The organism is Pectinatus frisingensis, from assembly GCF_015732285.1.
GTDB classification, from domain to species: domain Bacteria; phylum Bacillota; class Negativicutes; order Selenomonadales; family Selenomonadaceae; genus Pectinatus; species Pectinatus frisingensis.
Genome location: NZ_WIQU01000036.1, coordinates 1 through 25,177, shown reverse-complemented (window position 1 = coordinate 25,177; position 25,177 = coordinate 1). Strand labels below are relative to the sequence as shown.

General features: G+C 37.9%; 20 protein-coding genes and 1 riboswitch. Of the genes, 6 read left to right on the top strand and 14 right to left on the bottom strand.

All coding sequences use genetic code 11. The features are described from left to right. Positions 1–2: 2 nt before the first annotated feature. The 5 genes from I6751_RS06520 to I6751_RS06500 form a co-directional block, all read right to left on the bottom strand. A complete protein-coding gene (locus I6751_RS06520) occupies positions 3–791 on the bottom strand; it encodes a polysaccharide deacetylase family protein (protein ID WP_330998163.1) in 789 nt (262 codons plus the stop codon). Beyond that, positions 791–1,738: a DNA-binding protein WhiA gene (gene whiA, locus I6751_RS06515; RefSeq protein WP_196590375.1), complete on the bottom strand. Its 948-nt coding sequence runs from the start codon at positions 1,736–1,738 to the stop codon at positions 791–793. The genes I6751_RS06520 and whiA overlap by 1 nt, the downstream gene beginning before the upstream one ends. Before the next feature lie 18 nt (positions 1,739–1,756). Beyond that, positions 1,757–3,070: a gluconeogenesis factor YvcK family protein gene (locus tag I6751_RS06510; protein ID WP_182185825.1), complete on the bottom strand. Its 1,314-nt coding sequence runs from the start codon at positions 3,068–3,070 to the stop codon at positions 1,757–1,759. 24 nt (positions 3,071–3,094) lie between these two features. Further along, positions 3,095–3,988, bottom strand: a complete 894-nt coding sequence (rapZ, locus tag I6751_RS06505) for an RNase adapter RapZ (protein ID WP_182185826.1) — start codon at positions 3,986–3,988, stop codon at positions 3,095–3,097. A gap of 191 nt (positions 3,989–4,179) precedes the next feature. Continuing rightward, positions 4,180–5,022: a Cof-type HAD-IIB family hydrolase gene (locus tag I6751_RS06500; RefSeq protein ID WP_196590342.1), complete on the bottom strand. Its 843-nt coding sequence runs from the start codon at positions 5,020–5,022 to the stop codon at positions 4,180–4,182. A gap of 357 nt (positions 5,023–5,379) precedes the next feature. Here I6751_RS06500 and groES point away from each other — a divergent pair, with 357 nt between their 5' ends. From groES to I6751_RS06480, 4 genes are all read left to right on the top strand, one after another. After that, entirely contained in the window at positions 5,380–5,661 is a 282-nt protein-coding gene (gene groES / locus I6751_RS06495) for a co-chaperone GroES (protein WP_182185830.1), read from the top strand. A gap of 42 nt (positions 5,662–5,703) precedes the next feature. Then, the gene (groL, locus tag I6751_RS06490) at positions 5,704–7,332 is read left to right on the top strand and encodes a chaperonin GroEL (protein ID WP_196590341.1); all 1,629 of its coding nucleotides are present in this window, start codon (positions 5,704–5,706) and stop codon (positions 7,330–7,332) included. Between the two features lie 160 nt (positions 7,333–7,492). After that, positions 7,493–7,951: a GNAT family N-acetyltransferase gene (locus I6751_RS06485; RefSeq protein WP_196590340.1), complete on the top strand. Its 459-nt coding sequence runs from the start codon at positions 7,493–7,495 to the stop codon at positions 7,949–7,951. Then, on the top strand, positions 7,938–9,101 hold the full coding sequence (locus tag I6751_RS06480) for an MFS transporter (RefSeq protein ID WP_196590339.1): 1,164 nt from the start codon (positions 7,938–7,940) through the stop codon (positions 9,099–9,101). The genes I6751_RS06485 and I6751_RS06480 overlap by 14 nt, the downstream gene beginning before the upstream one ends. Before the next feature lie 146 nt (positions 9,102–9,247). Here I6751_RS06480 and I6751_RS06475 read toward each other — a convergent pair whose 3' ends face one another. Continuing rightward, a complete protein-coding gene (locus tag I6751_RS06475) occupies positions 9,248–11,656 on the bottom strand; it encodes a glycyl radical protein (protein WP_196590338.1) in 2,409 nt (802 codons plus the stop codon). A gap of 124 nt (positions 11,657–11,780) precedes the next feature. On the opposite strand from I6751_RS06475, the gene I6751_RS06470 reads away from it, so the two are divergent. After that, positions 11,781–12,677 carry a glycyl-radical enzyme activating protein gene (locus tag I6751_RS06470; protein WP_196590337.1) on the top strand — a complete coding sequence of 299 codons (897 nt, stop codon included), beginning with the start codon at positions 11,781–11,783 and terminating at the stop codon, positions 12,675–12,677. Between the two features lie 53 nt (positions 12,678–12,730). Here the strand turns inward: I6751_RS06470 and I6751_RS06465 are convergent, their stop codons facing one another. The 8 genes from I6751_RS06465 to I6751_RS06430 form a co-directional block, all read right to left on the bottom strand. Continuing rightward, the gene (locus I6751_RS06465; protein ID WP_196590336.1) at positions 12,731–13,411 is read right to left on the bottom strand and encodes a fructose-6-phosphate aldolase; all 681 of its coding nucleotides are present in this window, start codon (positions 13,409–13,411) and stop codon (positions 12,731–12,733) included. Positions 13,412–13,493: 82 nt separating this feature from the next. After that, positions 13,494–14,252 carry a DeoR/GlpR family DNA-binding transcription regulator gene (locus I6751_RS06460; protein WP_196590335.1) on the bottom strand — a complete coding sequence of 253 codons (759 nt, stop codon included), beginning with the start codon at positions 14,250–14,252 and terminating at the stop codon, positions 13,494–13,496. A gap of 190 nt (positions 14,253–14,442) precedes the next feature. Next, positions 14,443–15,000: a peptide-methionine (S)-S-oxide reductase gene (locus I6751_RS06455; protein WP_196590334.1), complete on the bottom strand. Its 558-nt coding sequence runs from the start codon at positions 14,998–15,000 to the stop codon at positions 14,443–14,445. 68 nt (positions 15,001–15,068) lie between these two features. Continuing rightward, the gene (gene meaB, locus I6751_RS06450) at positions 15,069–16,250 is read right to left on the bottom strand and encodes a methylmalonyl Co-A mutase-associated GTPase MeaB (RefSeq protein ID WP_196590333.1); all 1,182 of its coding nucleotides are present in this window, start codon (positions 16,248–16,250) and stop codon (positions 15,069–15,071) included. A gap of 3 nt (positions 16,251–16,253) precedes the next feature. Continuing rightward, positions 16,254–18,452, bottom strand: coding sequence for a methylmalonyl-CoA mutase (gene scpA / locus I6751_RS06445; protein WP_182185847.1), 2,199 nt, complete (start codon positions 18,450–18,452; stop codon positions 16,254–16,256). Continuing rightward, on the bottom strand, positions 18,452–20,668 hold the full coding sequence (locus tag I6751_RS06440; RefSeq protein ID WP_196590332.1) for a methylmalonyl-CoA mutase family protein: 2,217 nt from the start codon (positions 20,666–20,668) through the stop codon (positions 18,452–18,454). Before I6751_RS06440 ends, scpA begins: the two co-directional genes overlap by 1 nt. A gap of 206 nt (positions 20,669–20,874) precedes the next feature. Beyond that, positions 20,875–21,052: riboswitch (cobalamin riboswitch) on the bottom strand. A 77-nt stretch (positions 21,053–21,129) separates the two neighbouring features. Further along, positions 21,130–21,642, bottom strand: a complete 513-nt coding sequence (locus I6751_RS06435; RefSeq protein WP_231037416.1) for a chromate transporter — start codon at positions 21,640–21,642, stop codon at positions 21,130–21,132. Further along, on the bottom strand, positions 21,639–22,244 hold the full coding sequence (locus I6751_RS06430) for a chromate transporter (RefSeq protein ID WP_196590331.1): 606 nt from the start codon (positions 22,242–22,244) through the stop codon (positions 21,639–21,641). Before I6751_RS06430 ends, I6751_RS06435 begins: the two co-directional genes overlap by 4 nt. Positions 22,245–22,802: 558 nt before the next feature. Here I6751_RS06430 and I6751_RS06425 point away from each other — a divergent pair. Next, positions 22,803–25,106: a phospholipase C gene (locus tag I6751_RS06425; RefSeq protein ID WP_196590330.1), complete on the top strand. Its 2,304-nt coding sequence runs from the start codon at positions 22,803–22,805 to the stop codon at positions 25,104–25,106. Positions 25,107–25,177: the final 71 nt, after the last annotated feature.

Genomic DNA, 25,177 nt, shown 5'->3' with positions numbered 1-25,177 from the left:
TCCTATAGTTTATTTTGTTTTATATTGAGCACACTATAAAGTTTGCTCTTTAAAATTCTTAACTTAAATTCTGTCATGCCAAAACGTAATCTTGGTATATATGTACGTTGTAAAAGAAACGGATCGGTTGAAAACTTATTTATGCCCGGGTCTCCGGTAACTGCCGCTAAATAACCATATTGTTTCAAATCTTGCTCAGCGGTAATATTATAAGCACCATTAGGATAGGAAAAAAAATAAATTGTTTTTAATCCCTTCCACTCCATTAACAATTTTGATAATTTTATTTCACTGTCAATTTCACCTGCCGAAAGTGTCGTCAACGGCAGATGATTAGCCGTATGACTACCAATTTCCATACCGGTCGACTGCATGTCTTTTATCTGCTGCCATGACAAGTACCCAGGCTGTCCTACATCATTGGCAATTATAAAAACCGTCCCCTTCATAGCATGATCTTTTAAAAAGGGCATAACATCAGTATAATTATCCTCATAACCATCATCAAAAGTCAAAATTACTGATTTAGCCGGCAATTTCTCTCCATACTTTTTTGCCCTGACAAAATCCATTATTGAAATAGTCTTATACCCCTGCCTTGTTAAATAAGCCAATTGTTCCTCAAAATCGTTTACAGACGTCGTATATTCATCATTATCATCATTGTTGACCTTATGATACTCCAGTATCAATACACCATCATTACCTTTTTGTTGAAGATATAAAAGGGCACCGGCAATTGGCAGTGAGATTATTAAACACACTGCCAAAAGGATTTTATAATATTTCACTATTTTTCACATTCCTTCAAACTACGAGCCATTGCCTCCAATTTACGCAGCCGGTGATTGACTCCGGATTTCCCTATTCCTAATATCTGTGCCAGCTCACTAAGCGATGCATCAGGATTTTCTATCCTTGCTCTCGCCGCCTTTCTTAATGTATCAGGCAGCTTATCTATACTATCTCTTTTTAACAGTTCAGTTATATTCTTCACCTGACGCAAAGATGCATCTACCGTTTTTTGCAAATTAGCTGTCTCGCAATTTACCAGGCGGTTGACCTGATTGCGCACTTCCTTAAGATTACGCACACTTTCAAACTCTTCCAAAATCTGGCTGGCACCGATCATTCGTAAAAAGCTTATAATAGCCTCACTTTCTTTTAAATAAAGCACATAATTTTCCTTGCGCATAGTTTTTCCCGCCGAGAAACCAAACTGGCCTAATAATACATCAAGTTGACAAAAAAATTCATAATTACTTGTCGATATTTCCAAATGATACCCGCCATCAGGGCGATTTACTGAGCCACCACCTAAAAAAGCTCCGCGCAGATATGCTTCTTTACAGCAATATTTACTTAAAAGAGCACCATCTTTTCCCATATTAAAGCCACCGTTGCCGTCAATAAATCCCAATTTTTCAAATAAATTATTAGTTTCCTTCGATGGCAGCACACGAATCGTATAGTAATTATTTTTTTGCAGCCGACGTGACCGCCTGACTATCAGTTCCGTATTGATTTCACCAATGCACAATCCCTTTGTAAAAGCCAGCACGCGTCTGGCCACCGCAGCATTTTCTGTGGAAAAATTTATTCCAAGGTGATGTCTCATATTTAATACAAAAGTACCACCCATACGCAGCAATGCTGAAAGCTCAGCATAAAGGCAGCAAATATTGCTTTCATTAAAATGCGCCAGTTCATTTTTTACTTCCATAGAAAAAGAAGGCATCATTCTACCCCCTAATCACTATTTTCTTTTATTCCATTTACCGTCAGTTTTCAATCCATAAGCCATCTGCATTATATTATTGGCCAATTTTTCCGAATCATGGTGAATTACATTAGTTTCATTTATTATATCAGCCTTTACAAAACCGACACCAAGTTCATGAATTGCCTCCTCATCCACGACCACCGGATATTGACCTTTTTGAGCATAATAATCTTGTAATGCCGGAGAAATCTGCTTATCATTAGCCAGTACATAATCAACGCTGCCAATCCCCGCATGTTCAAGTATTGCCTTTACATGCATAGATACTGTATAATCATCCGTCTCTCCCGGTTGTGTCATCACATTACAGATATATATTTTTATAGCTTTGCTTTTCCTTACAGTTTCAGCAACTTTTTTGACAAGAAAATTAGGCATGATACTGGTATATAAGCTGCCCGGTCCCAATACTATAACTTCAGCGTTTTTTATTGCATTTATTGCTGACGGTACAGGTTCTACTTCACGTGGGAAAATGTGCACACGTTTAATTTTTTTGTGGGCAAGTGGAATTTGTGATTCACCTTCAATAATACTTCCATCTTCCATTGTTGCATTCAGTCTTATCTTTGCCGTACTGGCTGGGAAAACACGCCCCTTAACTGCCAGAACCTTACTGGATTCCATTAAAGCCTTTTCCACGTCACCGGTGACTTTAGTCATTGCTGCTATAAATAAATTGCCAAAACTATGCCCCGCAAGCTCACTTTCACCTTCAAAACGATACTGGAATAATTTTTCCATTAATGGTTCAGTGTCTGCCAATGCAACAAGACAATTACGTAAATCTCCTGGCGGTATTATCCCGAATTCATTGCGTAATCTCCCTGATGAACCTCCATCATCAGCAACCGTAACCACTGCCGTAATATTACTCGTAACCTCTTTTAATCCACGCAGCAATACTGATAATCCGGTACCGCCGCCGATAACTGTTATCGCTGGTCCTCTGTCTAATTTTCTCTTTTCATATATCAAATCTACCAGTTTTTCCGAGCTATCCGGCAGCAATACTGTAATAATCGACCTTATTGTCATTCGCATAGCCAAAAGCATGACAATAAAACCAATACAGGCTATTAATATTCCCACCGCATTAGTCACTGTATAATTATATGTTCCTGTAGTAGTATAAACTATACGGAAAATAAATTCTTCTATACCGTCAATATATTTATAGTTAAATACTATAGTTAATCCGATTATTATCAAAAGCACACCGGCAGCGAATAAAAGCAGCCAGCGCTTAAATCGCATACCAGGATAAAGCCATTTCAAAAGGTGCATGAATGCGTTTCCCCCATATTAGACCTATTGTAGATGTTCATCAACATCATTTTTCATTAAATCGCGGTGCTCCAGATTAGCTAAATATCCCCTATTTTTCAACAAATTGAATAGATGCCGTGCTATAAATACGGATCTGTGCATGCCACCGGTACAGCCAATAGCTATTACCAATTGACTTTTTCCTTCTTTTATATATTGTGGTACCAAAAAATTTATGAGCTCATCTAACTTTTCAAGGAATTGCTGTGTAACTGGCCATTTAGCAATATAATCGGCAACTTCCGGAACCGCTCCGCTTTTATGACGTAATTTTTCAATATAAAATGGATTAGGTAAAAATCTTACATCCAATACCATATCTGCATCAAGCGGCATGCCAAATTTAAAACCAAATGAAAGAACATTTATATTCATCTGATCGCCACAGTCATCACCGAATAATCTAAAAATTTTTTGTTTCAATTCACTTTTTAATAAAGTCGAAGTATCAATTATATAAGTTGCCTTGTTACGGACACCGGCTAAGCGCTCCCGTTCCATATTTATACCTTCACTTATTCGTGAATTTGGTGCCATTGGATGGCGACGTCTTGTTTCCTTATAACGGCGTATGATCACTTCATCGGAAGCTTCCATGAACAACAGCTCAAATGGCTTATTTTCCTCATTCATTTGCTTTAGCACATGAACAAACGTATCAAAAAACTCTCTGCTTCTCGTATCAACTACCAATACGACCTTATTCACATGCCCGGCAGAATGAATACAAAGCTCAGCAAACTTAGGAATAAATACTGGTGGAAGATTATCAACACAAAAATAACCTAAATCTTCCAGATTGCGGCAAGCCTGTGTTTTTCCGCTGCCCGACATCCCTGTAACGATAACAAGTCTGAATTCATCTTTTTCCTTCATCTTTTTTCACATCCATTTCACTTTTGAATGTTGGTGCTACTGCTGATTGACTGAATAATACTAACTTGCTGCCACTGTTACAACACAACACTTCTTTTAAAGCATTTTCTTATATATCACAATTATAAACCAATTTCAATCAAATGTAAGTATTCATTTTTCATATCTCACTGCTGCATTAAAAACATCTTTTATGAATATATGCTTTTTTTCAATACATACCTGTATATTGCTTCAGCAACACCATCATTTTCATTATCGTTAACTACATAATCGCATACATCTTGTATATGTCTGGCAGCATTTCCCATTGCCACACTCTTACCGGCTGCCCTTAGCATCGGTAAGTCATTGTCAGCATCACCAATAGCCATAACTTCATCAATAGTAATTCCCATCTGTTTTGCCAGCACATCCAATGCACTTGCCTTACTCACGCCAGGATTAATAACTTCAATCAACCCTTTTTTAGACTTGACCAAGGTTACTTTCTCTGCAAATTTTTCCATCATTTCACTGATTATTTCATCTTCATTTATGGCTTTTTCCGGTGCATCGGGATTAGCAAAATTTTCCAAAACAAATAACAGTTTAGTAACATTCCTATTTTTACGTTCCAATGCCTCCCACCCGATAGTTTTTCCCTCTATGCCAACACTCTTTTCATAGCTTATCGAACGCTGTAAATATTCAGGAAAATATAATTTATCATCACTGTTTACCTGCACATACCAATGTTTTTGCGCACAGTATCTGACAAAAGCACTGACAACTGCCGGTTCAATACAACTTTCAAAATATATTTTACCAGCTGTTGACTTTATCAATGCTCCATTGTAGGTTATAAGTGGTACATCCAGCCCCGCCTGTGCGGCATATTTAACCGCAGAACTATACATGCGTCCTGTAGCAAAAGTCACCATGACTCCTGCATCAACAGCATCTTTTATCGCTTTAATATTTCCTTCAGAAATATTGTCATCATTCGTCAATAAAGTCCCATCCAAATCTGTTGCGAATAATTTTATCTTCATATTAGTGATTCCCCCGCTGTCATTACATAAAATCCCCAAAAGAAATGGGGTGTACGCTGAATACACCCCGTAATATTTCAATGTTATGCTCTAAAATTATAACAAACCCCCTTTTAAAAATCAAACTTATCGATTGTATAATATAAAATTATTATTTCAATTATATACTATATGTCTTCACCCCTGACATTATATTTTTATAGTCATATATAAAAATAAATATTTTTTTACTTTTTTACGAAAACACTTGATTTTTTCACCGATTTTATTTATTATAAGAGATGTGGTTAGCACTCATCTTAAGTGAGTGCTAACAAGAAAATAATAGTAATTTATTTTTATAAGGAGGAACATACAATGATTAAGCCATTAGGCGACAGAATTGTAATCAAAGTTTCTGAAGGAGATATGAAAACTGCCAGCGGTATCGTATTGCCGGATACAGCCAAGGAAAAACCACAAGAAGGCGAAGTTGTAGCTGTCGGCGGCGGTAAAGTTCTCGACAATGGACAAAAAGTTGCTCCAGAGGTAAAAGTAGGAGATAAAATCATTTTCTCAAAATATGCTGGAACTGATATCAAAGTTGATGGTGCTGACTATTTGATCGTCCGTGAAAGCGACATCTTAGCAATAGCTTAATAAAAATTAGTTTCAACAATAATTTAGGAGGTTTCATTAATAATGGCTAAACAGATTTTATTTGGTGAAGAAGCTCGCCGTGCCCTCGGTAAAGGCGTTGATTCATTAGCAGATGCTGTAAAAGTAACGCTTGGCCCAAAAGGTAAAAATGTTGTTTTAGATAAAAAATTTGGTGCACCGACAATTACAAATGATGGTGTTTCCATAGCTCGTGAAATTGAATTAGAAGATCCGTTTGAAAATATGGGTGCACAACTTGTTAAAGAAGTTGCCACAAAAACTAATGATGTTGCCGGTGACGGTACAACAACTGCAACATTACTCGCTCAAGCCATGATCCGTGAAGGTATGCGCAATGTTGCTGCCGGTGCTAACCCTATGATCATAAAAAAGGGAATCGAAGAAGCAGTAAACACTTTAGTTGCCGAAATAAAAGCAAAATCACATAAAGTTGAAGGCAAAGCTGCTATTGCTCAAGTTGCGACAATATCCTCCAGCGACAGCGAAATGGGCAATCTCATTGCTGATGCAATGGAAAAAGTTGGTAAAGATGGTGTTATCACCGTTGAAGAATCCAAAGGTATGGCAACAAACCTTTCTGTTGTTGAAGGAATGCAGTTTGATCGTGGTTACATATCTCCTTATATGGTAACTGATACCGATAAAATGGAAGCGGTTATGAACGATCCTTATATCCTTATTACCGACCGTAAAATCTCTGCAATTGGTGATATTCTGCCGATTTTGGAAAAAGTCGTAAAACAAGGCAAGGAACTCGTCATCATCGGTGAAGATCTCGACGGTGAAGCTTTGGCAACAATTGTCGTAAATAAACTGCGTGGTACTTTCAAAGCTTTAGCTGTCAAGGCTCCTGGCTTTGGTGATCGCCGTAAGGCAATGCTCGAAGATATTGCTATCTTAACCGGTGGTAATGTAATAACTGAAGAACTAGGCAGAAAACTTGACAGTGTCGAACTTGAAGATCTTGGACGTGCTCGTCAGGTACGCTCTACTAAAGAAGAAACTACTATCGTTGATGGTGCCGGTGACAAAGATGCTATCAAATCACGCTGTGAACAAATCAAAAAGCAAGTCGCTGCCACAACATCTGATTTTGATAAAGAAAAACTACAGGAACGTCTCGCCAAATTATCTGGCGGCGTAGCTGTGATTGAAATTGGTGCTGCTACCGAAGTAGAATTAAAAGATAAAAAACTCCGCATTGAAGATGCTTTAAATGCTACCCGTGCTGCCGTTGAAGAAGGTATCGTTGCCGGGGGCGGTACAACCTTTATTGACATCTTACCGGCTCTTGACAAAATCACATCTTCCGGTGATGAAAAGACCGGTGTGGAAATAGTTAAACGCGCTATTGAAGAACCAGTACGCCAAATAGCTAACAATGCAGGACTCGAAGGTTCTGTAGTTGTAGAAAAAGTAAAAAAAGCCGGTACTGGCAAAGGGTTCAATGCTCTTACCGGTGAATATCTTGACATGGTAGATGCTGGTATCGTTGATCCGGCTAAAGTTACTCGTTCTGCTCTACAGAATGCAGCCAGCATTGCTGCTATGGTTTTGACAACAGAAACTTTAGTCGCTGACAAGCCGGAAAAGAATCCTCCTGCTGCACCAGCCGGAATGCCTGGCGGTGGAATGCCGGGAATGATGTAATAAATTACTGACTATAGATTTATAGCTGGTTGTTTTGCCTCTGCAAAAGTTAATTAACTTTTGCAGAGGTTTTTATATTATAAGGTTTTTTAACGATCCTTTGTAAATACATGGCAAATAATCTATACTATACATATTCATTAATGAGGAGGAACAATACTTGAATTATGAACGAAGCACTCACCTGACAAACGATGCAAAAAAAATTCGCGAAGCAGTATTTATCAGCGAACAGGGGTTTAAAAACGAAATTGACGCTATCGATAAACACGCCATACATCTTATATTTTACAAAGCGGCACAGCCAGTCGGTGTATGCCGTTATTTTATCAGTAATATCAACGGCGTATATATTATCGGTCGCTTAGCCGTACTCAAAAAATATCGCAAAGATCATATCGGTGCTTATATTCTGCAAACTGCCGAGCAGAATATAATTAAAGATGGCGGCAAAAAAGCCGTGCTGTCCGCACAGCTTCAAGCACAAAAATTCTATGAAAAATATGGTTATGTTGCCAACGGTCCTATTTATATGGATGAACATTGTCCTCATATTCATATGGAAAAGTTATTAAATAACCTCAATTTAGATAAGGAAGATTCTCTTGAAAAATTTTGATTCTTTTTCTCTTCTTCCAGTTATTACTCTTATTCTTTTAAGTGTGGTTTTAGGAACCAGTGAATTTATTATCATCGGTATTTTACCTGACATTGCTCTCAGCATAAATTCTTCTATAGCAATGATTGGTAACCTTGTTTCAATTTTTGCCCTTGTTTATGCTATTGGAACATTTATTATTACACCTGCCACCAGCTCATTAAATCGTTATTATTTAATAATAATTTTAACAATAATTTTTATAATCGGTAATGTACTATTTGCTCTGGCTGATTCTTATTTATTTTTAATATTGGCTCGCATGCTGATTGCCGTTGTATCAGGAATCATTTTGGCTATTTCTATGACTTTTTCTGCCGAAATAGCCGGCCCTGCTATACAGCCCAAAATTATCAGCTGGATATTTTCCGGATTCAGTATGGCAGCTGTATTTGGAGTACCGGCCGGTACATTTATAACTTATCTTTTAGGATGGCGGACAGCCTTTCTTCTGTTGTCATTTATTAGCCTGATCATATTACTGATGCTTATTTTTTATCTTCCTAACACCGGACCTGGACAAAAATCTAATATATTCAGGCAGTTAGGACTTTTAAAAAAGCCACACATTCAGCTGGGTATTATGATTGTTATATGCGGTGCAGCTTCTACATATGTATTTTACACCTATTTGACTCCTATATTACAAAAATATCTATTTATTCCTGAACGATATATCAGCCTTATTTTAATAGGCTTCGGTGTCAGCACTATTATCAGTAATTTTTTATCCGGGCACATTGCCCTTACTGGCGGAATGCGACGTATGCCTTTATTTTTTCTTATACAGGCTTTATTCTTAAGCACATTGTTTCTTACAATAAAAATTCCTACCCTATGCTTAATTAATATATTTATTATTGGCACTGTAATGTACCTGCAAAATTCACCCACACAACTGCATTTTCTAAATACTGCCGTGCGGGAAAAACCAGAAGCAATCAATTTTTCTGCCTCACTGGTTCCCATATCTTTTAACATCGGTATCGCACTCGGTTCTGCTTGTGGCAGCCTGGTTGTAATATACAGCAGCATGCAGTACGTTGGTTTATGGGGTGCAGCGATCGCTTGTGGTGCAGTATTTTTTAATCTAAAACTATTGAAGACATAATCATGGGGCTGTCTCACGTAACCATTTCTATTCATAAATTACAATATTCCACTTTCTTTGCCACCCACAAAATGGTGGGAGACGCATAGCGGTGGTGATTGCATCTTATGAAATCAATACGGTTCATGTGACAACCCCATCTTCAACTATAATACTTGTTCGGTTCTGGCAATTATATCATCTTGTGTCTGCCTCGATAATACATTAAAGAATGCCGAATAACCTGCTACCCTGACAATAAGATCGCGGTGTTTTTCCGGGTGCAGCTGGGCGTCAAGCAAAGTAGCTCGTGATACGACATTATACTGCACATGATATCCATTCAGACGATTAAAAAAAGTCCTTATAAGATAAACTAATTTTGTACGGTCAGTTTCTTTTTCTAATATTTGCGGTGTTACCTTCTGATTGAGCAATACTCCGCCGGTTATTTCGTGTGTCGGTAATTTTGCCACCGTTTTAAATACAGCTGTTGGCCCATTCACATCCATAGCGTGACTCGGAGAACATCCTTCAGCCAATGGTGTATGTGCTTTTCTGCCATCGGGAGTTGCCAATGTCCCCATCCCCTGACCTACATTTGCCGAAATTGAAGATGTACCTGCGTAATAAGTACCACCAATCGGTCCCCGACCATAGCGAGTATTATGATATTTTTTTATTTCGTCAATATATACGTCATAGGCTTCACAAATAAGCTTATCAACATAATCATCATCGTTACCATATTTAGGTGCGTCAATCAAAATACGGCGGATACGTTCACCTTCCTCTCCGGAAAAATCACTTACTAACGCATCCCACAATTGCTGTGGTGTCAATTTCTTATCTTCAAACACACATTTTTTAATTGCTGCCAAAGAATCTGCCATATTAGCAATTCCCACCTGCAGACCACTTATAAAATCATAAACTGCACCACCTTCTTTTAATGTTTTACCACGCCCAATACAATCTTCAACCAAAGCTGAGCAAAGCACATCAGGTACATCTTTCTCCAACACCATATCACAGCAGGTTTCAATAATAATACTTTGCCGGGTAAAGTAACGAATCGTTTTATTCCAAGCGTTTTTTACATCATCATAAGAATGCATCCTGCAAAAATGTCCTGTACCTTCCATAAGTTTTGTCCCCGATTCAAGATCGATACCATCATTCAAACCGATGAGCAATGATTTAGGAAAATTCAAAAAACTCATCCCTGTGCAACGATATCCCCATTTCCCCGGAACAGCTGTTTCTACACAGCCAATGGCACTATAATTATAAGCGTCTTCTTCCTTGACACCTTTTTCAATAAATGATGGAATTATTATTTCATCGTTATTGAACGCCGGCATACCAAAACCGAGACGGACTACTTCAATACATTCCCGCATAAAATCATCACTAATGCTCCGATGATACCGAACTGTTAAATTAGGCTGCGGCAAATGAACCTGGGCAACACTTTTCAATATCAAATACGACAGCGGATTTACTGCATCCTTCTTATTTATCGTCTGGCCGCCAATAGTCACGTTCTGATACAAAGGACTGCCTGCACTGAACTGCGTATGTGACCAACTGCGTACTTTATTTATCGTAAAGGTTTTCAACCACAAATTAGTCAAGAGTTCACAAACACCATCTTGTGTAATTATTCCTTTATCAATATCATGTTTATAGTATGGATATAAATATTGATCAACTCGCCCATACGATAATGAATGTCCATTTGATTCAATCTGCAGCACTAAGTGGATCAGCCATAACGACTGTACAGCCTCATACAGACTATCAGCCGGTTCATAAGGTACCTTGCGCAAAATCTGCGCCATTGTTAAAAGCTCTTTTTTACGATTTACTGCAGCCGACTGTGCCTCATGTTCAGCCAAATCGGAATAACGTCCGGCAAAACTGCGAACAGCTTCTATAACTATCAAAACGGCCTTGTAAAAATGATATTTATTCATTCCATCCATAGTTGTCAAATCAAGTATCCGCAGTGCCTGTTCAGTTCTTTTCTGATAGTCTTTCAAACCTTTTTTTAAAATTGTTTCATAACTGACTGCCAGATGCGCATCTCCAGAAGTAATATTGCCTTCAGCTTTTATTATCCCCAAATCATAAAATATTTTACTTTCTGGCGGCATCATCGCCAATCCTTTATCCTTAGTTGTATTATGCTGCCAATAGGGTGCTATATTTCTTAGTTTATGCTTAGTTTCTTCCGTTATATAAAAAATATCACCATCCCTTTTTTCAAATTTATCCAATTCATCTATAACCCAATCCATCGCATATTCGGGAAAAACAGGAGCAAAACGATTACCAGATGCCTGATTTCCCGCAATCAATGTTTCCGGTTCAATAAAAACAGTCATTTTCTCTAAAATATTTTTCAGCATATAAGCTCTTTTTTCAATAATAGGTCTATCGGCAAAGTGCTTATAAGCTTCAGTGGTATAGACAGCGCGCTCCGCGCAAATATACGGTTTGGCATTAACAAGATCTCCTCTGAATTTATCCATACGTGCTGTAAGACAGCCAAAATGCTTATTTATTTTCATATAAATCCTCCTAAAAAAATTATTTTATTATTTTATATTGATTTTTATTGTTATTTATTGTTATAATAACATTGAAAGTTAACCTTGTCAAACAATTTTGTCAATATAAAACAGAGGTAGTTATATGTTAGCAAATATATTTAATATACAAAAATTCAGTATTCACGATGGTCCTGGAATAAGGACGGTAGTATTCTTTAAAGGTTGCCCATTGACCTGCCTTTGGTGCAGCAATCCGGAATCGCAGCAACAATACCGGCAGCTTCTTTGGGATAAAGACAAATGTTATCACTGCCGCACCTGCGAAATGCTCTGCCCGCAAAAAAACATTTACTTTGACAAAAATCTATCATTCAGCTATAAGTCCAAACTTTGTCAGACCTGTACCGCATGTGCTGATAATTGTCCTCATGGTGCATTATCAAAGGTCGGACAGTTTAAATCCATAGATTCCATAATGGCAGAAGTATTACAAGATAAACCCTTTTATGAAGAATCCGGTGGCGGACTGACTCTTTCCGGTGGTGAAGTTTTAATGCAACCCGAAGCTGCGGCCGCTTTATTAAAATCTGCTAAAGAGAACAATCTGCACACTGCTTTAGAAACCACTGGTTACGCCAGCAAAACAGTATTTAAACAAACAATCATCAATGCAGATTTACTATTGTTTGACATAAAACATTATGACCGTCAAAAACACAAAAAATATACCGGTGTATATAACGATATCATATTATTAAATCTAGCCTATGCAATAACCCTGCAAAAAGAAATAATAATCCGTATTCCCGTCATACCAAGTGTAAATAATAAAATAGCTGATGCTGTTAAATTTTCTCATTTACTGGCTTCACTGGATATAAAAGATATTAATCTATTACCTTTTCACCAATTCGGCCAAAAAAAATATGAACAGTTAAATCGTCCCTACAATTTTAAAAATACTAAGGAACTGCATAGTGAAAATCTTACACAGTACGCCAAAGTCTTTCAACAAAACGGATTCAACGTCACATTATAATAAATAAAAAGCCTGAGAGAAAATAAATCTCTCAGGCTTTTTATTACCATCCTTCATTTTAAATCACAGATTGATATATCACCAAATGTTTCCTGCCAATCTGCATCAAAATCGTCAACTGCTTTTTGTATTGATGGCACAGCAAAAGCTGCCAGCAGGATATCCGGTGCCACTGTAGCTGTTTGAGCACCGCATTTAAAAGCAGTATTAACTTGTGCAATATTCTTGAAACTAGCCGCCAGTATCTGTGTTTCATAACCGTAAACAGCAATCATTTCAGCAAAATCGGCAATTGTATCAGCTGCATCGATATCAAGATTTTCCATACGATTAAAATAGGGTGCTATATAATCAGCCCCTGCCTCCATCGCCATAAGTCCTTGTGTTTTAGTATAAACAGCTGTCGCCGTAACACCAATATTTTCTTGCTTCAGTAGACGTATAGCCTTTAGTCCCTGTGGTGTAGCAGGTACCTTTATAAATACATTTTTATCAACATTTTCCAATATAGTATGGGCTTCCTTTATTATACCCTCACTATCCTGTGCTAAAATCTGCATATGCAGGGTTTTAGCACTGCCAATAATCTGGCGTATTTTTTTAAAATGATTAAAAAAATCAATTTTGCCTTCTTTTTTTATAATGCTGGGATTACTGGTTACACCGGCAATAGGTAATAAATCGTTACATTTTTCAATCATTCCAATATTGGCTGTGTCAATTAAATATTTCATCGAAACATTTCTCTCCTTTATATATAGATACTAATTTCATTATAACAGATTTTAAATCAATCCATACATGAAATATTCCCACTTACATTACTTCAATATTATATTTTTCTAATTGTTTTAACAGCTGTATCGGCAATTTTTTTTCTGTTATTAATACATCAAAATCAGAAATAGCTGCATAAAGGAAATTACCACTTCTGTTAAATTTCTCGGTTTCTGCTAATACATAGGTTTTATCGGCTGCATCAACTGCCTTACGTTTAGTAAAACCATCTTCCGGTTTATAAGTATATACAGCCTTTCGATGAATATCAATACCTACCGTTCCCATAAAAGCCATATCAAAATGAAGCTTATCTATAATATTTCCAGCCAAGGCTCCGATAAATCCATCACCGCTTGAATCCAGTGTTCCCCCAATAAACGTCATGTCTATTGTCCTTGCAGTCTGCAAAATATTCATTATATCAATCATATTAGTAATAATGCTGATCTTTAATCCTTGTTGTATTATCAATTTTACTAATTCGATATTGATCGTAGAAATATCTAAAAATACAACATCACCGTTGTTTATAAGTTTGATTGCCTTTTCGGCAATTATTTTCTTTTCGGCAATATTTACTCTGCGCTGAGCGGCTTTTAATTGGTGAGTATTTTTTCGTTCTGTCACAGCACCACCATAAGCACGTTTTAATAGTCCTTTTTTCTCCAGAAAGGCTAAATCCTTACGGATACAGTCATCAGTCACCTTAAAGTAATCACTTAAATCCTTGACCAAAACCTTACCGCTGGTTTCCAATAACGCTATAATTTTTTCCCGTCGTTCCTGTACAAACATTTTATCTTCCTTTGCGGCAAATAATTGCCATTATTATGTAAATATATTTAATATCATAATGCAATCTAAACAAGGATATTATATCATAATATCATCTGAATATTAAAAACTTTTGTAAAAAAACAGTAAAAAATTTAGGATAAGCTTAAATTATACTTATCCTAAATTTCATAACCGGTATTTTAATTTATTATGTTATTATATCCAGTTCCCTGAGCCGTAAAAAGTCAATGAAAGTCTTCGTCCGAGGATTTTTTCGCAAATAATATTGATGTTTTTTTTCTGCCGGATAAAAATTACGCAATGGCACTGCTTCCGCATAGCATTTATATACAGCTTTATTATCTGAACAAGGATCGTTTACCGTGACATTAGCTGCCGTAACAGCAGGTGCCTTATATCTCATTCTTAAAAAATTCATATAAAACTCGATTATCACTTCATCCTCTTTATCACAATAATAAACACCGCTTCTATACATATTTCCCCGTTCATCACGACAATAGGGATTTATGACAGCAAATAATATATCCAGTAATGTCGATAAATCTATTTCCTTTAGATTATAAGAAATTTCAATTCCCATTGCAGCACCAGTCATATCTCCTGCCACTTTTTCATAAGACGGAGCAACAGCATCTGAGTTTATATATCCGGCAGTTGCCGACAGTACGCCCCTTATCCGTGAAAAAACCTCCTGAAGTTCATGAAAATTTCCGCCGGCAAAGTAAATTTTCTTAGCGTACATTCTTCCATCCCCAGTCTTTATTAATCAGTTATACAGCCTGACCTTAAAATTATCCAATAAATCGGCTATTATTCATGGATGTCAAATAATCCGGTATGACGACATGCTGCACGTTCAATATCGAACATTTTTATCAGCTCTGCTACAGCCTGAGTAGGTGATATTTTTCCCGACAATACAGCATTTCGAACTTCCGGTATACGGCCCGTTATTACTGGATCGTCAAAAAACAAATTGTGCAAATGTTCATCTATCATGCTATGCACCCAGTCAAGCAACTGATGTTCCCGTCGTTTTTGAAACGAGCCCCTTTTTTTTGTCATCTGAGTAAATATTTCTATCACTTGCCACAATTCTTTTAATCCCGTCTTTTTAAGTGCCGAACAAAGGTAAGCATGTGTTTGCCAACCGTCGGTAGCCGGGCGTATATATTCAATCATTCGCTCATATTCACCGCGTGATACCTTGGCTTTCAATAAATTATCTCCATCAGCCTTATTTATAACTACTGCATCAGCCAATTCCATTATGCCTTTTTTTATTCCCTGCAGCTCATCACCGGCGCCGGTCAGCACCACCAGCATAAAAAAATCTACCATAGAACGTACTGTTGTTTCTGACTGTCCAACTCCCACTGTTTCGATGATGATTATATCATAACCTGCAGCTTCGCACATCAACATTGTTTCGCGGCTTTTTCGCGCCACCCCTCCCAATGTTCCTCCAGCCGGTGATGGCCTGATAAAAGCTTTTTCATTTCTTGATAACGTTCCCATACGTGTTTTATCACCTAAAATTGATCCTCTTGTAACTGAACTTGTCGGATCAACAGTAAGTACTGCCACTTTGTGCCCCATATTACACAGCATATTGCCAAAAGCTTCTATCATAGTACTTTTACCGGCACCCGGCACTCCGGTTATGCCAATACGCAGCGCTTTTCCTGTGCGTGGCAAAAGTCTTTGCAGGACTTGCTGAGCCTTGGCAAAATGCTGTGGATTATTACTTTCGATAAGAGTAATTGCCCGTGAAAGAATAGTGCGGCTTCCCTCAGACACACCACTAACATAATCATCAACATTCAAAAGCATCTTCCGCTTCGTTTTTCTCTTTCCATTCAACAGCATCGGATTGAGATTCCCCACAGTAGTATCTTTTACTCCATTAATTCCATCCATCACACTGCAGGCAAAAGCCTCATTTTTTTCTTTTGGTGCCCAATCGGGTTTAAAACGTTTATATTCAGCCATAATTTATCCTTCGGCCATTTCTTCTTTGGCCTCATTAATCAAAAGTGTCAGCAGCTTTACACCTGCTTCCGGTATATTAGTTCCTGGAGCGAATATTGCAACTGCACCATGTTTATACAAAAAATCATAATCTTGTACTGGTATTACACCGCCTATGGCGACCATTATATCTTCCCGTCCAAGTTTCTTCAACTCTTCAACCAATTGTGGTAAAAGAGTATTATGACCGGCTGCCAGTGAACTGAAACCTACCATATGGACATCGTTATCAACAGCATCCTGGGCCGTTTCTGCCGGTGTCTGGAACAAAGGCCCGACATCGACATCCCATCCCATATCAGCAAATGACGATGCAATTACTTTTTGACCGCGATCATGTCCATCCTGTCCCATTTTTGCAACAAAAATACGCGGCCGGCGACCGGTCAGTTTTTCGAATGTATCAGCCATACCGCGGGCTTTATCGAGTTCAGTTTTATCCGTAAATTCAGATGAATATACCCCTGAAATAGTATGAATGACAGCATTAAAGCGTCCCGATACTTTTTCAACAGCATCAGAAATTTCTCCCAAGGAAGCATGCGCCCTGGCTGCATTTACTGCAAGTTCCAGCAGATTACCATTATCGCGAGATTCAGCGGCCTTAGTAAGTGCTTCCAGACAACTTCTGACTTCATCAGCATTCCTTTCTGCCCGTAATTTTTTCAAACGTTCTATCTGAGAATTGCGGACGGCAGTGTTGTCTATAGCCAATATTTGCAATGGATCTTCCTTTTCCAAACGATACTTATTCAGTCCGACAATAGTTTCGTTTCCTGAATCGATCTGTGCCTGACGGCGAGCTGAAGCTTCCTCGATACGCATCTTCGGCAGACCTGTGGATATTGCCTTAGCCATGCCGCCCAATGCTTCGACCTCTTGAATATGTGCCCATGCCCGCCTTATTATTTCATTAGTCAGAGCTTCTACATAATAAGAACCGCCCCAAGGATCAATTATCTTGCATACACGTGTTTCATCCTGAATATAAAGCTGCGTGTTACGGGCAATACGAGCAGAAAAATCAGTTGGCAGTGCAATAGCTTCATCAAGAGCATTTGTATGCAATGATTGTGTATGCCCTAAAGCCGCCCCCATCGCTTCCATACAGGTACGGGCGATATTATTAAACGGATCTTGTGCCGTCAGCGACCAGCCTGAAGTCTGGCAATGCGTACGAAGTGCCATAGATTTATTATTCTCCGCACCAAAAGATTTCACTATCTTAGCCCAAAGAACACGTGCCGCACGCATCTTTGCCACTTCCATAAAATAATTTTTCCCTATTGCCCAGAAGAACGATAAACGTTTGGCAAAAGCATCTATTGGTAACCCTGCTCCTACACCGGTACGAATATACTCAAGTCCGTCAGCCAATGTATAGCCAAGTTCTATATCCGCTGTTGCCCCAGCTTCCTGCATGTGATAACCGGAAATTGATATACTATTAAATTTAGGCATATATTTTGTCGTATATTCAAAAATATCACCTATTATACGCATTGACATTTCCGGTGGATATATATAAGTATTACGTACCATAAATTCTTTTAAAATATCATTTTGAATAGTACCGGCCATAACACTCTTATCTACTCCCTGTTCTTCACCGGACAATATATAAAATGCCATTATCGGCAATACGGCACCATTCATTGTCATTGATACAGACATCTGATCAAGCGGTATACCGCTAAACAAAATACGCATATCAAGGATAGAATCAATCGCAACACCAGCTTTACCGACATCACCTAATACACGTGGATTATCAGAATCGTACCCGCGATGTGTCGGTAAATCAAATGCTATTGACAAGCCTTTTTGTCCTGCAGCCAAATTACGGCGATAAAAAGCATTGGATTCTTCTGCCGTAGAAAATCCTGCATATTGGCGTACCGTCCAAGGACGAAATACATACATCGTGGAATAAGGGCCACGCAGGCAAGGCGGTATACCACTGGCAAAATCCAAATGGTTCATATGTTCATATTCATCAAAATTATAAATTGGTTTTATTGGAATATGTTCCATTGTCCGGCCGGTGATTTTATCATAATCCATGCCGACTTCCTGTTCTATCCTTTTCATCCATTCCTGTTTTGAATGTGTCGGTGCATCTCCTAGGCCCATTTTGCTAAAATCAGGATTTATGAAAGCCATTAATCAATCATTCCTTTCTTTCTTTGCAAAAATTGCAAAATTTTATAGCAATTAGCCTTGACTGAAATGAAATCATCAACTCCGGCTTCGTGATAAACAGTTTCCAAATCTTTCGGAGCTGCTCCTGCCAGGTAAATTACTGCTTTCGGCAGAGCTTTTCTTAATTTTGGTGCCAATTCCGGTACAATATCCGGATAAGTCTTATCAGTTGAACAAATTACAACTGCATCCGCACCGGATTTTTGTGCAGCTTCAACAGATTCATCGATTGTCTTGAAGCCATTATTGCTTAATACTTCGAATCCTCCTACTTGCAAAAAGCTAGTGGAAAATTCTGCTCTGGCCTTATGCTGCGGTATAGGCCCCATATTAGCAAGAAATATTTTTGCATTATCATTTTTTTCTGCGACATATTTTTCAGTAATCATGCGCAAAGCTTCATAATGTTCACTCCAGCGATGCGGCAGTATCGCTTCAACTGTGGATCTAACAGCACTGTTTTTCTGTTGCCGTGTATTTAATGTTTTGCGTATTTCTCCAATTGTTGCTCCGGTTTTTATCGCCTCAATCACCGTTTCCGTCAATTCATTCCAATCTGCTGTGGTAATTTTACTGATGCATTCCTGTTCAAATATTCCATCTATGTCACTTAAATAAGCTCCAATATCATTCATACGCTGTTTTTTCAGTTCATCGGCATCTTCACTGCGTTTATCGATCAGTTCTTCCGTCAAATTGGGATACATATTATTACCGACTATGCGATCTTTTCTATACTCAGAATTTTTAAATCTGGCCTGCAATATTTTGCCAATTTCTTCCTGGAGATAACCTGCTTGTGCAGCCTTGAGAAATCCGCCTTTTTCTTCCACGGCCTGAAATTCATGCCAGATTTTTTCTTTTATTTCTTTCGTAAGACTTTCTACTGCCCACGACCCACCTGCCGGATCAATCGGCTTTAACATACCAAATTCTTCCTGCAAAATAATCTGCACGTTACGGGCAATACGACGGGAAAATTCGTCTCCCTTTCTTATTGGTTCATCAAACGGCGCATTTTCATATGAATCAACTCCGCCAACCACTCCGGAAAAAATTTCAGTAGTATTTCTCAGCATATTTACATAAGGATCATAAACTGTCTTAAAAAACAATGCAGGGCGAGCATGAATATGCATTCTTTGATCAATTTCATCACCACCGAAAGCCTTTACTATTCTGGCCCAAATGGGACGAACTGCCCGGAGTTTTGCTATCTGCATAAAAAAGTTTGCTCCCATTGAAAAACCAAAGAACAACTGTCCCGAAGCTTGTTTTATAGTCAAACCACGTTCCAATAATGCCCGCAGATAAGAAACCGCCATAGACAATGTATATGCTATTTCCTGCACGTCATTAGCACCGCCGCGACTAAACACATCGCTGCGCACCATGATAGTTCTCAGTTGCGGTGTATTTTTCCCCGCCCATACAGCACATGCATACATTTCATCATATAACTCGTCTAATGAGGTATAGAGTTCTCCCGACTCAAGCAACTGTCCTAAAGGATTTGCTCCGATAAAACCTTTTAACATCTTTACCGGTCTGCCAGCTGCCTTAAGTGCCGCTGCCGTCATTGACAGCATTGGTAGCGATGAAGCTCCCGCATAAACATACAAACCATATTTTTTCAAATCAAGTCCGTCTAATAGCTGATACATATCATCAATCGTTGTGATACTACAGCCTTCATCCCCAACTTTTGCGGCATGCTGGGCATCTTGATTCAAAATAGTGGCGTTATCAAGATGTATATTATAAATAGTTGAACCTCGATCTACTTCATGTTTTAATAATTTATTATTCTCCCTAGGCAGACTCTCATCACAAGACTGAGCTATGCCCCATGGTTGATTTATATAACCATTTACCCGAGCTCCACGCATAAAATCGTCCATTCCCGGAAAAGATGCTTTTGGCAAAATATTTTCCGTCATAGCTCTCGTATACATTGGTTCAAAAGTTATACCCTCATATGTTTTTGTATACATTTTTTTATCAAAGGGTGCACCTTTCAGTAATGTAATACATGCTTGCTTCCATTCTTCATACGTAGGTGGAACAAACTCATCGAGTGGAACAGTAGGAAACTGTGTTTGCTGGTCAGATTTTTTCAATATGGCCTGCAAATCAAGATTACTGTCTTCAGACTGATTTTTTTCTTCCTCGTTCATTAGAAACCTCCCTCTTTACTGACAAACAAAAAATCTGCCCGCAAGAGGCGGACAGATAAAATATCTGTTTCAATAAAGTCTTTCTGGAAAATAAAAAACCGGCCTATAACAAAGCCGGAGAAAATTACCATGCAACTCATATTCACAGTATCAAATCTCCCTTCCTATCTCTCGCAGGTATAAGCATCGACTAAACGACGACACTAACGGTGATGTTAAAACAGGCAGTTCTCCTGGCTCAGAATCATTGTTTTTCAAGCCTTCCCAAAGACCAGCTTCAGTGACATATTTTGAAAAACTCTTCTATACAGTGGCGGGACCGCTTCGGCTTTATACCGAATTCCCTATTAAGTCATTCCTGACACCTGTTTCCAGCTATATTCTATTTTCATGTTAATATTAACTTTATTTATTCGATTTGTCAATCAAATTCTACCCGCAGTGAAAAGTATCTTCTACGTTCAATGAAGAAACAGCAAACCAGCAACAGCGGATGCGATCAAGATAAAATTGACAGGTACTCTTTTGGTTGCAGCAAGTACGGCACTTATAACTACAATGGAAAATAAAAAAATATTGGGAATACTATTAAAAAATATATTTGCCAGCACAATGACACTAAAAGTAGAAACTACAAGCACCATTCCGTCGAGAACTCCCTGTGTGGCAGAATAAAATTTTATGCGGGTATAAAATTTTCTGACAATAAGAATACAAAATGGCGGTAATATCAATGCAACCGTCCCTAAAACAGCGCCAATCATTCCGCCTGATAAATTGGCAAGACTGACGACCCACAGTCCATTTGGACCGGGAGCAATTTGCCCAATAGCAATAGCCTCGGCAAATTGTTGCTCATTTGCCCAGCCATTAATGAGAAAATCAGTATGAAGAGAAGGCAATGGGCCAAAACCACCAGTCGAAAATAACACTGCTTTTAATATAGTAAAAAAAAATAAATTCCAATGTATCATTTAGGCAGCCTCGGTTTCTTCTTAATGATAAAAGTATAAATAACAACTCCTGCCATACTTCCTATAAAATAAAGAAAAATAACGGAAAAGGCAAAACATTGATAAAGTATAACAGTTCCAATAATGATCAACAAAAAAGATAACAACGGTAGCGCTCCCTCTTTGCTGCCGCGACACAAAATAGGTTTTATATTACGCCAATTGGTGACTATAGACACACCAAAAATAGATGCGAATACCGATTTCAAGGCATCTTGAACAAATGCGTATCGGCTTACACTCAAATATACCGCAGACAAAACAAGTGTTATTGCCGTGCTGGGAATAATAAGCCCTAAAACTGATACAATGCTGCCGCGCCAACCGGCAAGTTTTCTGCCAATTAAAATAGTATAAGCCAAAATATTAATACCTGGAGTAATTTGGCCTATACCAACGATTGTAGTATACTCATCTTCAGTTAACCATCGATATTTATAAATAAATTTGTCCTGTATTAAAAATTGTGTAACAGCACCCCCTCCGAATGAAGTAACACCTATACCACACCAAATAAAAAAAAGTTTTCTCATGGAAAAAGTAAAATTATTAATATTTTTCATATAAACATCCTTTACAGTTATATCTCAAAAAATCTTTTATAATCTGCCAGACTAAATGATAAAATTTTTTTCTATACCATTTCAAACAAAACGATAGAACTGCTGCAGGAACAGATTAATCTCATAAAGGCACCTCAATGTGATCTTCTTACTTCTGTGAACTGGCAAAATACTTATCTATGAATAAAAATAATTACGTGCAACAGCCATAATTTTAAATAATCTCCACTTCACCAGCAGACATATCCACCTCATTGCGCAGCATACCGGTTAATTATAATGCATAAACATATACACGTAAAGATTTTATAAAGATTATTATCATCCCCATTACTGCTATATACTAACTGATAAAACATGTATGATTATCAGTGTGACAAAAATCGACACGTCAGCGCATATGCATATATTTTACTAAAAAATAACCAAATCTTAAACTAATGTATAGGAATGTATTGTATCATGAAAAAAGCTTAGCATTACCAGTATGGTTTTTTATTATTTTGTACATAATTAAGTATAAACAGGAATGGTTTATCTTTAGGAGGGATTTCATTAATGCTAATTAAAAAATCAAAAAAATCCAATCTATTTACTCAATTTTTTCTGCTCAGTTCACTAATAGCTGCCGGAAGTGTATCAATCCAACCGCCTGTTTTAGCGGCACCCCGCAATATCACCCCTATTAAATATGTAGTTGTTATTTTTGATGAAAATGAATCATTTGATCACTACTTTGGAACATATCCTTTTGCTGAAAATACATCGAATGAACCATTATTTTTTGCATCACCGGATACTCCTGCAATTAATGGATTGACTCCGGCATTATTAACGCACAACCCCAATCAGGCAAATCCGAAACGCTTTAGCCGTTCACAAGCCCACACCCAAGATTTCGACCATGGTTATACCGCTGAACAAAAATCTTTCAACGGTGGTTTAATGGACAAATTCATTCAATATGATGGACACGGAAATGCTGATGTAATGAATTATTATGACGGCAATACTGTCACCGCTTTGTGGAATTTAGCACAACATTTTACAATGAATGACAACTATTTTGGTGCCAATTTAGGTCCGTCAACTCCGGGAGCTATCAATGTCATTTCTGGTAATAACCATGGCGCCACTGTTTATAGTGCCAATAAAGCCCAAAATGGTGTAGAAATCTCTCCCGACGACAAAAATTTTCCCCAAAAAGCAGTTACTAAAACTGGCACACTATATGGAGATATCGATCCATATTATGACTACGCCTCGAAAAAAGAAACGGTTTCCATGTCTGGTACCAATATCGGTGATTTATTAAATAAAAAAGATTTAACCTGGGGATGTTTTTTTGGCGGATACGATGATCCCACCGCTACACACAAAAATATTGCCGGTGAAAATATTGTTGATTATATTCCCCATCACGAACCATTCCAGTATTACGATCCTACTTCCAACCTACAGCATGAACGCCCCACATCAGTCGCCATGATTGGACATACTGACCGTGCCAACCACCAGTATGATATGACTGATTTTTGGGCAGCAGCAAAATCAGGTAATCTGCCTAATTATTCATTTTTAAAAGCACCTGCATATCAAGACGGCCACCCTTCTTATTCAGATCCAATCGGTGAACAACGCTGGCTGGCAGAAACTATCAACAAATTAGAATCCCTGCCAACATGGAAAAACACCGCTATCTTTGTCACTTATGATGATTCCGATGGTTGGTATGACCATGTTATGCCGCCCATCATAAATCATTCCCAAGATCCAGATATTGATACTGTCAATGCAGGGACTAATTCCCCATTAAATAATTATCAGGGACGTTTAGGCTACGGACCGCGTATGCCAATGTTATTAATCTCCCCATATGCTAAACACAACACCGTCATCCACACTATAGCTGACCAATCTTCAGTTTTAAGATTTGTTGAAGATAATTGGAACCTAGGCCGTATTGGAAATGGTTCTTTTGATACATTTGCCAGCTCACTTGACGATATGTTTGATTTTTCACCTGATTATTATAACCCGCCAGTATACCTTGATCCTGACAGTGGTGAACCTGTGGCACAAAATCAGCCTTTTAAAAAAGGAAATCAAATATATATGACTTTACAAGACTTAACACAAAGTCTCGACACAGTTCCCCACCATGATAAAGATAATACCTGGTTCATCTACAATAATCACTTAATCAGCGTTTCCAATAAAGAAAATGAAATAAAAGTTGATGAACAATTAATTACTAAAGATTCCCCTATCATAAGTAAAAACAATATCCAGTGGCTGCCAATAACTGATTTGTCTAAAACCCTTGGTATCAAACCAATAGAATATAAACCTAATGAAATATTATTTAAACAAATATCTCCTGTCAAGTCTTCAAACACCGCAGTTATTAAAAATGAAACTATAATACCAACAACAGCCGCTCACAAATCAATAGTTTTGGAAGCAAATAATGAAAAATCTGCTTTATCAGTAAGTGAACCTTTCAATGTTCCTACTCCCGCTGACAATAATACTCTCATAAACCAAATTATCAACGGTGCACAAACCGGTAAAACTTACAGTTTAAAGATAACGGCACCGGAGATGAAAAATACCACTGTTTATGTAAGTTTTATTAATGGAACTGTCGATACCAAAGGTACATTAACAGCAGGCAATACCGCCATACATTCAGATCCTGTTGCCATTTCTCTCGATAATAGTGGAGAAGCCAATCTTAATTATACTGTAGATACAGCTCCGACAAACTGGGATGCTTATGATAATGACAATATTATTATTACTAATTCACCCAGTAAGGCCGCTGCAACATATAAAAATGAAATAAGTGTTTTTAGTTGAACAAAAAAATATAATCAGCAACACGGTCGAGAGTGTAACCCATTCTGTGTAAACTCCATGGATTAATGCTG

Coding starts and splice junctions, on each gene's coding strand:
- whiA (WP_196590375.1), bottom strand. CDS start 1,738: ATGCCTTCTTTTTCTATGGAAGTAAAAAATGAACTGGCGCATTTTAAT.
- I6751_RS06510 (WP_182185825.1), bottom strand. CDS start 3,070: ATGCACCTTTTGAAATGGCTTTATCCTGGTATGCGATTTAAGCGCTGG.
- rapZ (WP_182185826.1), bottom strand. CDS start 3,988: ATGAAGGAAAAAGATGAATTCAGACTTGTTATCGTTACAGGGATGTCG.
- I6751_RS06500 (WP_196590342.1), bottom strand. CDS start 5,022: ATGAAGATAAAATTATTCGCAACAGATTTGGATGGGACTTTATTGACG.
- groES (WP_182185830.1), top strand. CDS start 5,380: ATGATTAAGCCATTAGGCGACAGAATTGTAATCAAAGTTTCTGAAGGA.
- groL (WP_196590341.1), top strand. CDS start 5,704: ATGGCTAAACAGATTTTATTTGGTGAAGAAGCTCGCCGTGCCCTCGGT.
- I6751_RS06475 (WP_196590338.1), bottom strand. CDS start 11,656: ATGAAAATAAATAAGCATTTTGGCTGTCTTACAGCACGTATGGATAAA.
- I6751_RS06470 (WP_196590337.1), top strand. CDS start 11,781: ATGTTAGCAAATATATTTAATATACAAAAATTCAGTATTCACGATGGT.
- I6751_RS06465 (WP_196590336.1), bottom strand. CDS start 13,411: ATGAAATATTTAATTGACACAGCCAATATTGGAATGATTGAAAAATGT.
- I6751_RS06460 (WP_196590335.1), bottom strand. CDS start 14,252: ATGTTTGTACAGGAACGACGGGAAAAAATTATAGCGTTATTGGAAACC.
- I6751_RS06455 (WP_196590334.1), bottom strand. CDS start 15,000: ATGTACGCTAAGAAAATTTACTTTGCCGGCGGAAATTTTCATGAACTT.
- meaB (WP_196590333.1), bottom strand. CDS start 16,250: ATGGCTGAATATAAACGTTTTAAACCCGATTGGGCACCAAAAGAAAAA.
- scpA (WP_182185847.1), bottom strand. CDS start 18,452: ATGGCTTTCATAAATCCTGATTTTAGCAAAATGGGCCTAGGAGATGCA.
- I6751_RS06440 (WP_196590332.1), bottom strand. CDS start 20,668: ATGAACGAGGAAGAAAAAAATCAGTCTGAAGACAGTAATCTTGATTTG.
- I6751_RS06435 (WP_231037416.1), bottom strand. CDS start 21,642: ATGATACATTGGAATTTATTTTTTTTTACTATATTAAAAGCAGTGTTA.
- I6751_RS06430 (WP_196590331.1), bottom strand. CDS start 22,244: ATGAAAAATATTAATAATTTTACTTTTTCCATGAGAAAACTTTTTTTT.
- I6751_RS06425 (WP_196590330.1), top strand. CDS start 22,803: ATGCTAATTAAAAAATCAAAAAAATCCAATCTATTTACTCAATTTTTT.